The following is a 16,293-nucleotide window of genomic DNA, read 5'->3' as shown; positions in this document are numbered from 1 at the left end:
CTATTTAGATTTATCTGAAATGATCTTACCGTCGTTCATGGTAACAATGCGACCACATTTATTCAACCATCGTTCATTTTGACTCACTACGATAAGTGCCCAGCCATTAGAACGATCTACAAGGAAGTCCATGATACGTGTAGCCTCTCCTTCATCAAACTGATCTAAAGGATCCTTAAGAATCAATAATTTAGGGTTTCTAACGATACTACGAGCGAGAACAATCTTTTTTCCTACCGTATAGCTCAGGTGTTTACCTTCAGGGTAAATCATTGTTTTAAGTCCTAGAGGTAACTTTTTCAAGAAATTATTGAGTCCTACTTTTTCAAGCGCCCAGTAGACTCTATCATCATCGATATTAGGATCGCCAAAGGTTATGTTCTGTCTTAACGTTCCCTCAAATGGACTTTCCTCAGTAAGCGATTGTCCCAGATGAGCTCGATAATAGTTGAGATCTATACCTCTAAGATCTGTGTTGTTGATATAGATATTCCCCTTAGTTGGTTCAATGATTCCAGCAATAAGTCTGAGCAAAGTAGTTTTACCACTTCCATTCTTACCGTTGAGTAGGATGATGCAAGATTTACTAATTTTGAGATCTACATTTTCAATAATCGGAGTGCTGCGATTAGGCACCTCAAAAGTCACTTGTTCTAATTCAACCGTATAATTCTCATCATCATGAAATGGATGCTCACCGTCTTGATTTTCTAGCTCCTTATCTACTACCTCTCCTAATTTTTCCATGGATGTTAGCATGTCGTAAAAGGATTCTAACCCAGATATAATTTTTTCCACTGCACCGATGATGATCAGGATAATCAACTCTGCCGCCACAAACTGACCTATGTTCATCTGCTGATTTAAAACTAACAATCCACCTATTAATAATAAGCCTGCGGTAATCAACACCTTAAAGACTATAAGTAGAATAGCCTGCAATACTAATATACGGAAATGCTCCTCTCTATATTTCAAGTAATCTGCCGTGAGTTCATCATTTCTTTTAAGCGCCAGTTGTGTATATCCAGAGAGTTTAAAACTGATGATAGACCTGGCAACCTCTTGCAGCCAGTGGGCCACACGGTATTTATTTTTAGATTCAAGGATACTGGTTTCCAGACCCTTTTCAGCAGTATATCTAAAAAGAACATAAGCGAGTAGCAATAAGAGAAATCCATAGATGATAAAGAATGGATGATAAAAGGACAACAACAGCAAGCCAAAAATAATTTGTAGGATCGCCGTAGGGTAATCCACTAAAAGTTTTGCGAGCGATTTTTGAACTGTTAGCGTATCAAAAAATCGGTTAGCCAGTTCAGGCGGATAGATCCCCCTCAGAGCGCTCATTTTGATTTTTGGAAATCGATAAGCAAACTCAAAAGATGATCTCGTGAATATTTTTTGTTGAATGTTTTCTGTGATCCTGATCTGCATGATCTGAAGAACACCAGCAAAGGCGACTCCTAAGGTCACTAAAATAACTAGCAAGATCCACGAGGTTGATACTTGTGCCCCTTGAATTAAATTGATTATAGCTTGAATTCCCAGTGGTAAGGTAAGACCTACTAAACCAGCAAAAATTGCATAGTAAAAGATCTGTTTTACATCTTTGCTATCCAGTTTTAACAATCGAGTAAGCCGCTGCCAGGCGGTTAAGATGTTTCTGTTATTCTTCATCTTTATAAAACTCTATTGATAAGATCCTTAAAATATTTTGATGGGGAGACTTTTGCTCCACAATCTGTAATTACCTTAAAATGTTCCTTTAAGTAATGCTGGTGTAATGCTCCATCGATAATCATACTGCTCAAAGAAGCTGGGTATGGATAATCTGGATTAAGTGCTGAAATCATATCCCCTATACGGCTCGCAAGTCTTTTATAAACTTGAAAATACCCATCTTTATTTTCACGATCTACCTCTTTTGTCAAGTAAGACTTTGAATGTTCAGATATCACGATCTTGTTAAGTAATATCTCGTCTACATGCTGGTAAGTCGAATCTTGAACCGTATCTGCAGTGATGATATCGATTGCTTTTAGTAGTTTTTCTCTAGGCTCGTGGATAGCCATGGTTTGAAATACCATTTGATGTTCTAGCCAGCTCCAATACCAAGAGGCTAGATAAAGTAATAACTTATGCTTATTTTCAAAATATCTGTAAATAGAACTTTCATTAGACCCGATCTTACTACCTAATTTTCTGAAAGTGAACTGTTCAAAGCCCAGTTCATGAATCATCACGATACTCTCTTGAATGATCTTTTTGCCTAAAGCCGAAGTTTCTGGATCTTTGATGAAAAGCTTTTCATTGATTTCCATCTTAAGGTTATAAAGAATCTTATCCATTTTCAAAATGTGATTCGCAAATCTAAAAGTATTACTATCACAATCGGGTAGTTTTGTTTTTATTTAACACACGTGTACATGAGAATGTAGGACTTAACTGATGTATTTCCAGATGCCTTTTTTATTCTGCAGGAAACGCATAACCCTTGCGACATTTGCATTAACAGGTAACGAGATTGTAGGATCTTGAGACAGCAGTTCTTGTGCACGCTTTCGCGAAAGCGCCAAAATTTCATTATCCCTCACAATATCAGCCACCCGTAATTCCATCACGCCACTCTGCCTGGTTCCCATGATATCACCAGGGCCACGTAGTTTTAAATCTACTTCGGCGATTTTGAACCCGTCGCTGGTCTCGCACATGGTCTGCAACCTTGTCTTGCTATCGCTGCTCAATTTATGACCGGTCATGAGTATGCAATAACTCTGTTCTGCTCCACGTCCTACTCTACCACGCAGCTGATGCAGTTGCGAGAGTCCAAAACGTTCTGCACTTTCAATAATCATGACACTGGCGTTAGGTACGTTTACACCTACCTCAATCACCGTGGTAGCAACCATAATCTGGGTCTTTCCTTCAACAAATCGCTGCATCTCAAAGTCCTTATCCTCAGGTTTCATGCGACCGTGCACGATACTGACCTGGTATTGAGGTGATGGAAACTCCCTCACAATACTTTCATACCCATCTTGCAGGTCTTTATAATCCAATTTCTCGGACTCCTCAATCAGCGGGTACACGATATAAATCTGCCGACCCAGCTCAATCTCATCGCGTATAAAATTGAAGACTGACAAACGATTCTTGTCGTAACGGTGAACGGTCTTGATTTCCTTACGTCCCGGTGGCAACTCATCAATCACGGAGATGTCCAGATCGCCATACAGACTCATGGCGAGTGTACGTGGTATGGGTGTAGCCGTCATGACCAGAACATGCGGCGGCAGACTATTTTTTTTCCAGAGTTTAGCCCGTTGAGCCACACCAAAACGATGCTGCTCATCTACAACCGCAACGCCCAGATTTTTAAATTGAACTTTAGGCTCAATAAGTGCATGCGTCCCTATTAAAATATGGAGCGAGCCGTCCTCAAGTTGCTCATGGATGATAGTACGATCTTTCTTTTTAACCGATCCCGTAAGCAATGCGACTTTTAAACCTGTTTTTTCAAGCAATTCTTGAACACCTGCGTAATGTTGTTGTGCGAGAATCTCAGTAGGTGCCATGATACAGGCTTGAAATCCATTATCAATCGCCAGCAAGCAAGTCAGTACCGCAACAATCGTCTTTCCAGAGCCCACATCGCCTTGCAAGAGTCGGTTCATGTGCGCGCCTGTTCCCATATCCCTCCTGATCTCTCGCACTACACGTTTTTGAGCGCCGGTGAGTTCGAATGGCAGGTGATTCTCATAAAAATCATTGAACCGCTCCCCAACTTGATCAAAAACAAATCCTTTGATCTTCGTTTTTCTGATGCGATTTTGCATCAAAAGCTCCATTTGAATGTAGAACAACTCCTCAAATTTCAACCGATATAGTGCCGCCTGCAGGTAAGCCGCGCTCTCAGGAAAGTGGGCGTTGCGCATGGATCTGTTTTTATCCAGTAGTTGTAGTTCTTTCAAAATGTTTTCGGGAAGCGTTTCTACAAACGCATTCTGAATCTCATCAAACAACCTGCGCATGAGCTTGACGATGTACGTATTGGTAATCTTACGTTTGGCAAGCATCTCTGTACTGGGATACACCGGTGTCATGGCACTGTGCTTGCGCGCACGATGATCCCTAAGTAATTCCAGATCAGGATGCGCCATGCTGTAGGTCGCCCCATAGCGTGCTACTTTCCCAAAAGCCACATAGGGCTCGTTGATTTTTACGCTTTCGCGAAAGTGTTTTTGCGCTCTAAACCACACCAGCTCCATCACTCCTGTTCCATCAGTAAACGTTGCCACGAGTCGCTCTGACTTTGCAGAACCAACGGTTTTCAAATTCACAATCTTCCCAATCACCTGAACCTGCGCTGCCTCCTCCACGAGTTGGCTCACTTTATAGTACTTAGTTCTGTCGATGTATCGATTCGGGAATAGATTTGCCAGATCACCGTAGGTGTGGATGTGCAACTCAGACTTGAGCAACTTAGCCCGTTGCGGTCCCACGCCGTTTAAATAATCAATAGGTGTTGATAAGAAGTTAAGTGGCACCGATTAGGTTTTTTTCAAAAATAAGCCAACCAACTTTTGAAACCTCAGAACTGATGTACTTATAAGCTACGGGTATGTTTTGATCGTCTGATTATCTAATAAACCACTTTGCCATGAGTTCTTTCAATGATCAAAGGCAGTAAGCTAGGTATGTTTTTTACGATTCCCAAACCTACTTTAGTAGCCGTAGGGTTTAAAAATAGTTTCTGAAGCCAGCGTCCCGTACGTAAACGAGAATTGAAAGCAAGCTTCCATTCCCGCTCATAGCCTTTTAAACAATCCTCTCGGCTGGTCTCGTCTTTCAGGAAAGGCAGAATACATTTTGAAGCAATCGCTGCGCTGTGAATTGCCATTGCCATTCCATTACCACAAAGTGGATGAATCAGTCCAGCAGTATCTCCGATCATAATAATACCATTCTGGACCGCACTTTTGTTGTCAAAGCTAATTTGAGAAATCGCAATGGGCTTTTCCCAGCAAGGCCGTGCATTTTGAAAGAATAATTTTAAATGAGGGTTTTGTGAAAGGACTTCTCTGTTAAAGTCGTCGATGTCCTTATATTTTTTGAAGGATTCAAACGTGGCGAGATAACATAGATTGACATTTCCGTTTTCGACCTTTGAGAGACCTGCATATCCACCGTTGAAGTTGTGAAGCTCCACTTGATCGAGAGGCATATCAAATTCGTAATGACATTTTACTCCTAACCAGGGTGACTTGTGCTGCACAAATTCTCTCGACAGATTTTTATCCAAAACAGAACGTTTGCCCGTTGCCATAATTACTTGTCTACAGGTAAACTTTTCATGTTTTGTCAGCACTACAAATTGGCTCAATTTCATGTTTACTTCAACAACTTTATCTTTTTTAATAGCAACAGATTGATCAATTTTTTTAAAGAGTAAATGATCTAAATGAAATCGTGAAATTCCGTAGCCTCCCAGCGGTAAATCAGCTTGGATTTTGTTACCGTTTTGCGTTGAAAAAAGCAGCTTTTTTAATTTTACATCAGTCGCTTTAGGTAAGTTTATACCTAGATCCAATAGAATATTCTCTACTTCGGCACTTAGGTACTCGCCACAGAGTTTATGACGCGGATAATCATCGGGATCAATTAATAAAACCTTAAAGTCCCTTCCCAAAATATTAGCCGCAGTAAGTCCCGCGAGACCGCCACCAGCGATGATTACGTCAAAGTCGATAGCAATATTATTCATCAAGCTTTTTGACTTGTTTTGCAAACCTTATTTAGTATTTATCAAAGTCTCAATGAGATTTATAGAATCCTGGCGGTTATCCCAAAATGCGGTAATCAATATTTCTTCTCTATGAACCTGAAAAAATATGCTAAAATTATTGAGAGTGGCTACGCGCGTGTTTTCAAAATCTGCTTTTTTAAAAATGAAAGGTGATTTAGCTATTTGCTTTGTCAACTTTCCAACGATTTTAATTAATTTCTTGGAGTACGTAGCTGATTTGTTTCGATTAACCCAATATTCAAGAATTCCAATATATTGTACATCAGCAGTCCTTGTCCATCTTACAAGTCGTTGAGCCATTCCAGATTTCTTTTATCCATGGATTCTTGGGAAATGAGTCGACCTTTTTTGATGTCAATCTCGCTCATTTCTAGCATTTCTAATTGAGCCTCGCTAAGCTTAGTCACCTCATCACGAGATGAACTGGAAGTAACAAGCGAATCAAGTGCGACTAAAAAATCCTTATTTTCAATAGATCTTATTTTATCTATCAAAATATTACGTATTACATCGATGGTGGCCATAACTGCTTGCTTTGGATTACAATTTCGGAATTATTTTTTGTTATTATATCGTTTCTTGATAAAATTTTGATTTACAGTAAACCTGATTGCAGCCCGCACAGAGACCGCAATAATTAACTTCTATTGAGAAAATTCAGCACCAAAATCTCATGACTCCCAGCTAACAGCTAACAGCTAACAGCTAACAGCTAACAGCTAACAGCTAACAAAACTAATAATCTCTCAATTCTTCCAGAGCTTCTCTCAATCTATTCTTCGGCAGGTAATTGTCTTCCAGCCCCTTTTCAAATGGAATAGGTGTATCGATACTGCCTAATCTTTTCACAGGTGCGTCTAGATGTTCAAACCATTGCTCACCGATCTTTGCGGCAATTTCACTGGCAACGCTACCAGTCAGGTTATCTTCAGTCAGAACGAGAACTTTACCTGTTTTGAGCACCGATTCTTTAATGGCTTCCTCGTCTAAGGGAACGATAGTTCTTAAATCAAGAACATCGGCTTTGAGACTTAATTCTTCTACCGCTTCAATCGCCCAATGTACTGCTGCTCCATAAGTGACGATGCTGAGTTCGTTTCCTTCTTTAACGAGTGAAGCTTTACCAAGTTCAATATTATAATAGTCATCTGGGACATCACCATAAACCGATCGATAGAGTGCTTTGTGTTCAAAAAACATAACTGGATTAGGATCTTCAATTGCAGAAATCAAAAGTCCCTTAGCATCTGCAGGAGTTGATGGATAGACGATTTTTAAGCCTGGAATGGTATGGAACCAAGATTCATTGGACTGGCTGTGAAAAGGACCGGCTCCCACACCAGCACCGCACGGCATACGTATGACTACATCAGCTTTCTGTGCCCAGCGGTAATGGGATTTTGCAAGATAGTTGACGATAGGATTAAAGCCGCTGCTGACGAAATCGGCAAACTGCATTTCTACTACGGCTTTCATACCGGCGATACTCAAGCCCATACCCGCCTCGACGATCGCACTTTCACAAATGGGCGTGTTGCGCACGCGTTCCTTACCGTACTTTTCAGTAAAACCTTCAGTAATCTTAAAAACTCCGCCATAATCAGCGATGTCTTGTCCCATGATGACGAGATCATCAAATTTCTTCATCGCCACGTCCAGTCCATCTTTTACGGCATCAACCAGTCTGATGTTCTTTGTGGAAGGTGAAGCAGGCACACTAGCATGGTGGTGTTGCGAGAAGACATCAGCTAGTTCTTGTGAGGTAGATGGTGACGGTTTCGCTTTCGCGAAAGCGGTATCAAGACCCTCTTCTATCGCCGTTTTATACTCTTCTTGTAAGGAACGGATCGTATCTTGATTTAAAATTCCCTGATTGAGCAAATATTGCTCATACCGAAGAATGGGATCCCGATCTGCCCAAAAATTCATGAGCTCATCTGGCACATACTTCGTGCCGCTCGCTTCTTCGTGCCCTCGACGGCGGAAGGTCTTGAACTCCAGCAGCACCGGCTCTGGATGCTCACGCATGTCATTGAGAATACGGGAAACCGTGTTATAAACTTCTATAATGTTATTGCCATCTACAATCTGAGATTTCATGCCGTAACCCGCGGCACGATCTGCAAGATCCTTGCAATTATACTGCTCGCTGGTAGGCGTGCTGAGGCCGTAACCATTGTTTTCGATGCAAAACAGCACGGGCAGTTGCCACACGCTCGCCACGTTAAGCGCCTCGTGAAAATCGCCCTCACTGGTACCTCCCTCACCGGTAAATACGGCCGTGGCGAGTCCGTTGTTTTTGAGTTTGTTTGCTAAGGCTATACCGTCTGCAACGCCTAGTTGAGGACCGAGATGCGAGATCATCCCTACGAGCTTATATTCTTGCGTTCCAAAATGGAAACTGCGGTCACGACCTTTGGTAAATCCTTCTTCCTTACCTTGCCATTGCGCAAAAAGCTTCCAGAGCGGGATGTCTCTCGTGGTAAAAACGCCCAGATTGCGATGCATGGGTAAGATGTACTCTTCATCGCGCATCGCCATGGTAACACCTACTGAGATCGCCTCTTGACCTATTCCAGAAAACCACTTACTGATGCGCCCCTGCCGCAGCAAAATCAACATCTTTTCTTCTATCATGCGCGGCAATAACATGCGCTTGTAGAGCTGTAATTGAGTCGCAGCATCCAGATTGTTATTATAATAAGAAATTAAGTCTATGGGCTGTTCGGCTATCATATTATCAATTATCTACTCAAATGTATGCTTTTTTGATAAGGAATGTACGACAGATGTGTATAGTTAATCATAAGTTTTAAACGGGTTTATCTAAATTTGGAATCAAATAACCATCCATGATTACTTACTTAGAACCGAGATCCTTCTAACGTGAAGCCTTTGCCTTTATAGTATTTACTTGTTCATTTATGTAGGAGCTTGTGAAAGTCTGCTTGTGGGTGGTTAGATGCTATCTTTTTCGGTATATCTAGCGTCAAGCACGGAATCGCAGATTGATCTGGGTGCGAAAAGGTATCGCAAGATCTGGTCGATTTTTGCGCTGCATATTGGTAGATGGAAACCACTACCCGATTTTGAATACATATCTGTTTTCAAAGGTCGAACAAGTTAGCGTATGCGGTCTATCAATACCTCCTTGACTACTGAAGGAGAGCTGTATCTCGTGAATTTATTTCACAATAGGAATCAGCGCATAACTTTTTACTGTACCGGGTGTTAAGAAGATGTATTCAGGACAGCAAAGCACTTCAATCAAGTATTAGAGTTAGATATTCTGGATGCTACTGAGCGGGAGCAGAAATGGCTGTGTAGTCTTAAGTTTTAAGTTCAATGAGATTAGTCTTTCTCAGTGAGCCAGAAATTGTATTTCTTAACAATATTGCGCAACCTGAAACGGATCAATGAATTGTCTAAATCATTAATCATTTCTGTTACCTCGGGATTTCCGGTAAGCGCCTTTCTCAACGTTTTCTTCTTGTTTCCCTTACCTAAATAGAAGATCTCTCCGTCCTTTTCTAAATAATATTTAGGCTTGTCCATGTTGAACACCGTACGGCTTTCCCTATAGGTTGGACTTGATTGATCATGATCGAAGTATGTGAATGAGGTAGGTTCATTGTATTCAAACAGACGCACAGTTCCATCAACGATGCTTTTGACCATTTTTGATTTGCCCTTGTACTGTATATTGTAGAATTCTCTTGCTCCTTGATCAATTTTTAAAACATGAACTGTGTTGATGCGGTAAAGAGGACTATCCTTTTCTATACCTAATTTGTATTCAATTTCATCCTCAAACCCTTCATCATTTGTCAGGAAACAATGAATCGTATCCTTTGCGGTGATGATTTTAGATCTGAGTTTATAAGCTTTTTTATTTTGAGAGTGTCCAAGGAAACTTGTAGAGACTACAATGAATATTGAAATAATTTTACGTAACATGGAGAAATGAAAGAATTAGGAGGTTGAAGGAAATCAAATCAATTGTATTCACAAATTTACTTGTTATAATTTAATGGCTCAGAAAATTATCCCGTTCCTATATACGAGAAGAGTGCATGCTGTATAACTTTCATGACATTCTTTTTTTAATTGCTAAGAATTATTGAACAAGGTGGAGGAATGTTAATGGGTACTCTGTCCCGATAGTTATAGGAAAGCTACTTTCGTCGCGTTCACAGTAAAAAGCCAGGTTTGACTTTCTAAATACAAACTTGCAAAGAAAAATACTTGGCATGTTGACTGTAGAGACTTAAAAAAACCGCCTCAATTATCTATTGAGACGGCTTCTTATATGAAAAAAGGCCTGAGCTTATTTCTTTTTAGGAGCGATAAACATATTCATGCGCTTACCTTCCATTTTAGGCATCTGTTCTACTTTACCTAATTCTTCAAGATCCTGAGCGAGTCTCAATAAGAGAATCTCTCCCTGATCTTTGTAGATGATGGAACGACCTTTAAAGAATACATACGCTTTTAGTTTAGCTCCTTCCTTCAGAAACTTCTCAGCGTGATTCTTCTTGAATTCATAATCGTGATCATCCGTATTAGGACCGAAGCGTATCTCTTTGATCACCACTTTACTGGCATTTGCCTTCATGGCTTTCTCACGCTTCTTCTGTTCATAGACATACTTTTTGTAGTCCATGATTTTTACAACCGGCGGTTCTGCATTTGGTGAAATCTCCACAAGGTCCATTTCTTTCTCTTGTGCTTCTTTCATGGCATCACGAGTATCCATGATGCGAGGTTCACCCTGACCTACCAGTCGTACTTTGCGCGCGCGTATTTTCTCGTTAATCGCGTGCTTATCTTCTTTGATAATTCGAGCCGGGCCGCGGCTTCTGCGTCTTCTTATTGCTATGGCTATATAATTTTAATTAAACTTCAAATTTTTTGATGCTCTGGGATACTTCTTCATGTATCGCTTTCGCGAAAGCGGAAACACTCATAGCTCCCAAATCTTCACCACCATGTTTACGAACAGAAACCGTACCATCTTGCTCTTCCTGCTCGCCTACGATCAACATATAGGGTAATTTATTCATCTCAGCCTCACGGATTTTCTTACCCATGGTCTCAGCCCTATTGTCGATAGTGACGCGAATTTCGTTATTTTCTAAAGAATCTACCACTTTTTTTGCATAATCTTCGTATTTCTCACTCAGGGACAGAACGATACATTGCTCAGGCATCAACCAAAGCGGGAAATTACCCGCCGTGTGCTCTAACAAAATAGCGATAAAACGCTCCATGGAACCGAATGGCGCACGGTGGATCATGACAGGTCTATGTGACTCATTGTCACTTCCCTTATAGCTCAAATCAAAACGCTCTGGCAAATTGTAGTCTACCTGAATGGTTCCCAGCTGCCAGCTGCGTCCCAGTGCATCCTTCACCATGAAGTCTAGTTTAGGACCATAAAAGGCCGCCTCACCCTCTTCAATGACGTAGTCTAAACCTTTATCCTTTGCTGCGCTGATGATCGCCTGCTCTGCAATTTCCCAATTTGCCACGTCACCGATGTACTTCTCAGGTTTTTTAGGATCGCGTATGCTTACCTGAGCGGTAAAGTCTTCAAATCCTAATGAGCCAAAAACATACATCACCAAATCGATCACAGCTTTAAACTCGGCATCCAGCTGTTCTGGCATACAGAAAATGTGAGCATCATCTTGCGTAAAACCACGCACCCGACTTAAACCATGCAATTCACCACTTTGCTCATAGCGGTAAACCGTTCCAAACTCTGCAAAACGCTTTGGCAAGTCTTTATAGGACCAATGCGCGCTTTTATAAATCTCACAGTGGTGTGGACAATTCATGGGTTTAAGTAGAAACTCTTCGTCTTCAGCCGGTGTTTTAATGGGCTGGAAACTATCTTCACCATACTTCGCGTAGTGACCAGAAGTCACATACAATTCTTTAGAGCCTATATGCGGACTCACCACCATCTCATAGCCAGCTTTTTTCTGAGCGGCTTTGAGGAAGTTTTCTAACCTTTCGCGTAAAGCGGCACCTTTAGGCAACCATAGTGGCAGCCCTTGCCCTACTCGCTGGGAAAAATGGAACAACTGGAGTTCCTTACCCAACTTACGGTGATCTCTTTTTTTAGCTTCTTCCAGAAGCTCGAGGTATTCTTTCAGATCTTTTTGCTTCGGGAAACTGATCCCGTAAACACGTGTCAGTTGCGGATTGTTCTCATCGCCGCGCCAGTAAGCACCGGCGATGCTCATGACCTTTACCGCCTTAACGAGACCTGTGTTTGGAATGTGACCTCCACGACACAGATCGGTAAATGAATCGTGATCACAGAAAGTGATATCACCATCGGTCAGGTTCTCAATAAGCTCAACTTTGTATGGATTATCGTTCTTTTTATAGAACTCCAGCGCATCAGCTTTTGAGACTTCGCGCATGGTGAACTCATGTTTACCACGAGCGATCTCCAGCATGCGTTTCTCTATCTTGGGAATATCAGACTCACTGATGCTGTGCTCTTTAAAATCCACATCATAATAGAATCCATTATCAATGGCTGGGCCTATGGTCAGACTCACTCCCGGAAATAATTCCTCGATCGCCTGCGCCATGATGTGCGAGGTAGAATGCCAGAAGGCTTCTTTACCTTCTTTATCCTTAAAAGTATAGAGTACCAGGTTACCATCTTCTGTTAGTGGCGTTTTGGTTTCGACTTTTTTACCATTATAACTAGCGCTGATGACGTTGCGCGCTAGTCCATGAGAGATTCCCATGGCGATGTCCATGGGTGTAAATCCTTGCTCTACCTGTTTGATACTGCCGTCTGGCAATGTAACGTTGATCATAACTACAACTTACGATTAAGCCGCCAAAGGTAAAATTTTATGAGATTCCAAAACCTTCTATGTGGTTTCTTTTTTAAGAAAATTTGATGCCATCAGATTTTTAAAAATTCTTGTCACCTTGAAATTGATACAACGTTATCTAAGATCTAACAAGGTTTAAAAGGAGTCCTAGATTAAGTCTGGAATGATACAGATTCTGGTAACACCCCAACCCCTTCAAGGGGGCGGTGGATTACACCAATTTTTATGTATGAAGTCAAATGAAAAAGACAATTATCATAGCATGAAAAGTAGCGGATTTCATAAGTGTTCCTTATGTCAGTTTGAGCCTCGCTACGAGCTCGAGACGGTCTAAAGTTGGGAATAAGTTAGTTAACGGATAAGAATCTTCTACTGATTCACCCTTTGAGAGCCTCAGAGCTCAAGAACAATAGAGCGCGAAGACTGAGGTTCTCGAAGTCCGATCAAGCCAATAAAAAAATTATCAATTTACTAATTTGTTAGGGAACGGTTTTAAGTACCCACCTAATGTTAGCTCAAGTCTCTCGACAAACTCGAGACAGTCTAAAGTCGGCAACAAGTTGGTTAACGGATAACAATCGTCTACTGATTCGCCCTTCGAGAGCCTCAGGGCTCAAGAACCATAGATCGCGACGACTGAGGTTCTAAAAGTCCGACCGAACAATAAAAACAATTATCAATTTACTAAGTTATTAGGGAACGGTTTTATGAACCCACCTAATGTCAGCTCAAGTCTTTCGAAAAGCTCGAGACAGTCTAAAGTCGGCAACAAGTTAGTTAACGGTAAGATTCGTCTACTGATTTGCCCTTCGAGAGCCTCAGGGCTCAAGAACAATAGATCGCGAGGACTGAGGTTCTCGAAGTCCGACCGAACAAGTAAAACAATTATCAAATCAAATCTTACAAATTACTGCGCTTATTGGAGTTTATAGCAGATCCAAATCAATTAAAAATTGTCACTAAACCACCCTGCACTCAAGTGCAGGGGTTTTTGACACAGGACTGAAAGTCCTTGCTCTGACTACTCCAATATGAAGTTGGAATTATCGTTGTCATTCTCCTTGCGGTGGTGTTCCAGATAGTTGTTGACCATTTCATCCGTTATGTTGCCACTGCTCCATGCTCCGTAGCCGGTTGCCCAAAAGTGGTTCCCCCAATAACGCTTCTTCAATTTTGGAAACTCCTGTTGCAGCTTCCGTGATGACCGACCCTTAAGGTTTTTTACTAAAATACTGATTGGCAACTTTGGCGGGTACTCAACATGCATATGGACGTGATCTGAGCTGACCACACCCTTCAGTATCGCTACACTTTCAGATTCACAGATCTGTATCAAGAGAGCACGACAGCGAATCTTGATGTCGCCCTCCAAAACCTTATACCTATATTTCGTTGACCATACTATATGACAGGTGAGACGAGTTACAGTATGCGAGCCTTTTCTCTGTGCTGATCCCATAATGACCAATGTATAGATTTTTTCGCATAACTAAAGTACTGCAATGAAATTGCAGGGTTTTATACCCTGTCCTGAGACCAATAAAAAAGCCACCCTTGCGAGTGGCTGTGATTGTTAGACATTGCTTGTCAAGTCCTTGACTTGACGTGAGGCTGGTACTAAGATTATTTCTTAGGAGCCTTCTTTGCAGTAGGAGCCTGAGCTTTTGAAGCTGCTGGCTTGCCAAAATTTTTAGCCTGCTTTTTAGGTTTGTTTGCCATGGTATTATGACTTTTAAAACATGGTAAAAGTGCATCCACAATAAGTATTAAACATCATTTTTTTGGTTAAATTTTGAGCCTGTTTTAGTTAAAAAATGAGCTTCGTATGTAGTTGGTGTCAGCCAGCTTGCGCTTCGGCTCCGCTCAGCGGCCATGGGCAAACGTTTCCTGATTTTATCAGAGCGAGATCGTTTTAAAATCGAGATATGTAACCTTTCTCGTCCAGAAACGTGCCGGGAGCGCTTGACATAACATCATGCACTCATAAATTACATATTTAGTGTCCGCTCAAAATTTGCTTGCAGTTGTTGCACTGGCAAGTAACCTTTTGCAATGACAAAGAGCTCATCATCTTTTTCTAGCATCAAAGTTGGAAAACCAGAAACGCCTAGTTGAGCAACGTGGTCAAATTCATCTTGAGCCTGATCAAAATATTCAGTTTTACTCATCAATTCCTTAAAACTGTTGGGCTCGATGCCGTATTTGATCACGATATTGGCATATGTGGCATGATCTGCTGGTGGTTTACCCTGATGATAGATGGCTCTTTGTATCTCGCTGGCATAATCCAGCAGGTGTTTAGGCATAACGTTTTTAAAAACAGCCATGGCAATCGCAGCAGGAATAGACGTGAATACGGCACTCCCCTCCTCCAGCGTGCCGTTCAAAAAGTCTTTACCAAATCGCACCGTACTACGCTCTTCCACATCTTTGTAAGCGGTCTTTATATATCCAGCGACCTCACCGATAGGCCCGACCCTATTTCCCGTGATCATCCCCCCAGACAGCACCTCACAATCTAATTTGTTAGTAGCTACAAACTCATGGATTACGGGCGAGAAGCCATAGCACCAGCCGCAGAGGGCGTCGTAGATGTAAATAAGTTTCATGCTATCGTATTATGGTAAATCTTTTCGACTTTACTTGAGTCGCTTGGATCTGTTTGTTCTTTCTGTATTCCATTTCTTTAAAATAAATTCTAAACACGTTTTGGAAATGGTAATGCAAAAATTTTCCATGGTAGGATTTTTAAATTTCTTATAAGCTATTCATTTCTCGCTTTCGCGAAAGCGTGTAATAATAAACTCACCTGAGCATGAATAATATTAAACTTTAAATGAGCATCATCTTAGGGGATAAAAAAACGCCCGATCTCGCGAAAGATCAGGCGTCATATTTAATCGGGTTCTAGTTATTTTTTCAAAGAATCGTAGAGCATTTCAGCTACTTTATTAGAAGAAGCTGGATTTTGTCCCGTGATTAGATTGCCATCCTGCAAGGCATACTCATCCCAGTCAGCTACTTTTGAGTAGTCACCGCCGTTTTCCTTGAGCATGTCTTCTACGAGAAAAGGCACCACGTCTACCAGGTCCACGGCTTGCTCCTCGGTGTTAGCGAATCCAGTTACTTTTTTACCTTTTACCAGTGGTGCGCCATCAGTACCCTTTACATTTTTGAGGGCTGCTGGTGCGTGACATACAAAACCTATAGGCTTTTGAGCCTGATTAAATGACTCGATCAGCGCGATGGAAGTTTTGTCTTGCGATAGATCCCATAGCGGACCGTGACCACCTGGATAGAACACCGCGTCATAATCCGCTGCTTTCACCTCAGAAAGTTTGGTCGTGTTAGCGATGCGTTCTTGAGCTTCTAGATCGTTATCATAGCGCTCGGTGGACTCGGTTGAGGCATCTTCTGTGGTACTGGAAGGATCTATGGGCGCCTTTCCACCTTCTGGTGTGGCGAGGGTGATATTTACCCCTTTGTCTTTTAAGGTGTAATAAGGCCCAGCGAATTCTTCCACCCAAAACCCGGTTTTCTTGCCGGTGTCTCCCAGTTTATCGTGTGATGTCAGTACAAATAATACGTTCATAATGTTGTTTTTTTCGATTTAGTGAGCTG

At 41.5% G+C, this 16,293-nt stretch carries 13 protein-coding genes; all 13 read right to left on the bottom strand.

Annotation, left to right across the window (positions count from 1 at the left end):
* On the bottom strand, positions 1-1,680 hold the full coding sequence (locus tag BST97_RS02510) for a peptidase domain-containing ABC transporter (protein WP_085765763.1): 1,680 nt from the start codon (positions 1,678-1,680) through the stop codon (positions 1-3).
* Between the two features lie 2 nt (positions 1,681-1,682).
* Positions 1,683-2,351, bottom strand: coding sequence for a TetR/AcrR family transcriptional regulator (locus BST97_RS02505; RefSeq protein ID WP_085765762.1), 669 nt, complete (start codon positions 2,349-2,351; stop codon positions 1,683-1,685).
* Between the two features lie 93 nt (positions 2,352-2,444).
* Positions 2,445-4,550 carry an ATP-dependent DNA helicase RecG gene (recG, locus tag BST97_RS02500; RefSeq protein ID WP_085765761.1) on the bottom strand — a complete coding sequence of 702 codons (2,106 nt, stop codon included), beginning with the start codon at positions 4,548-4,550 and terminating at the stop codon, positions 2,445-2,447.
* A gap of 95 nt (positions 4,551-4,645) precedes the next feature.
* Positions 4,646-5,767 (bottom strand): NAD(P)/FAD-dependent oxidoreductase, encoded by a 1,122-nt coding sequence (locus tag BST97_RS02495; protein ID WP_085765760.1) that lies wholly within the window; start codon positions 5,765-5,767, stop codon positions 4,646-4,648.
* Positions 5,768-5,794: 27 nt separating this feature from the next.
* Positions 5,795-6,109 carry a type II toxin-antitoxin system RelE/ParE family toxin gene (locus BST97_RS02490; RefSeq protein ID WP_085765759.1) on the bottom strand — a complete coding sequence of 105 codons (315 nt, stop codon included), beginning with the start codon at positions 6,107-6,109 and terminating at the stop codon, positions 5,795-5,797.
* On the bottom strand, positions 6,091-6,333 hold the full coding sequence (locus BST97_RS02485; RefSeq protein WP_085765758.1) for a hypothetical protein: 243 nt from the start codon (positions 6,331-6,333) through the stop codon (positions 6,091-6,093). Before BST97_RS02485 ends, BST97_RS02490 begins: the two co-directional genes overlap by 19 nt.
* A gap of 211 nt (positions 6,334-6,544) precedes the next feature.
* Positions 6,545-8,545, bottom strand: a complete 2,001-nt coding sequence (locus BST97_RS02480; protein ID WP_085765757.1) for an alpha-ketoacid dehydrogenase subunit alpha/beta — start codon at positions 8,543-8,545, stop codon at positions 6,545-6,547.
* A 615-nt stretch (positions 8,546-9,160) separates the two neighbouring features.
* A complete protein-coding gene (locus BST97_RS02475; RefSeq protein ID WP_085765756.1) occupies positions 9,161-9,766 on the bottom strand; it encodes a hypothetical protein in 606 nt (201 codons plus the stop codon).
* Between the two features lie 370 nt (positions 9,767-10,136).
* Positions 10,137-10,649: a translation initiation factor IF-3 gene (gene infC, locus BST97_RS02470; protein WP_262497081.1), complete on the bottom strand. Its 513-nt coding sequence runs from the start codon at positions 10,647-10,649 to the stop codon at positions 10,137-10,139.
* Between the two features lie 55 nt (positions 10,650-10,704).
* Positions 10,705-12,651 (bottom strand): threonine--tRNA ligase, encoded by a 1,947-nt coding sequence (gene thrS, locus BST97_RS02465; protein ID WP_085765754.1) that lies wholly within the window; start codon positions 12,649-12,651, stop codon positions 10,705-10,707.
* Between the two features lie 1,042 nt (positions 12,652-13,693).
* Entirely contained in the window at positions 13,694-14,131 is a 438-nt protein-coding gene (gene tnpA, locus BST97_RS02460; RefSeq protein ID WP_085765753.1) for an IS200/IS605 family transposase, read from the bottom strand.
* Between the two features lie 529 nt (positions 14,132-14,660).
* Entirely contained in the window at positions 14,661-15,281 is a 621-nt protein-coding gene (locus BST97_RS02455; protein WP_085765752.1) for a DsbA family protein, read from the bottom strand.
* A gap of 302 nt (positions 15,282-15,583) precedes the next feature.
* Positions 15,584-16,264 (bottom strand): type 1 glutamine amidotransferase domain-containing protein, encoded by a 681-nt coding sequence (locus BST97_RS02450; RefSeq protein ID WP_085765751.1) that lies wholly within the window; start codon positions 16,262-16,264, stop codon positions 15,584-15,586.
* Positions 16,265-16,293: the final 29 nt, after the last annotated feature.

This window comes from Nonlabens spongiae, from assembly GCF_002117125.1.
Lineage (GTDB): Bacteria > Bacteroidota > Bacteroidia > Flavobacteriales > Flavobacteriaceae > Nonlabens > Nonlabens spongiae.
Note: the sequence above shows the minus strand (reverse complement) of the source record. Positions and strands in the feature narration are given on the sequence as shown.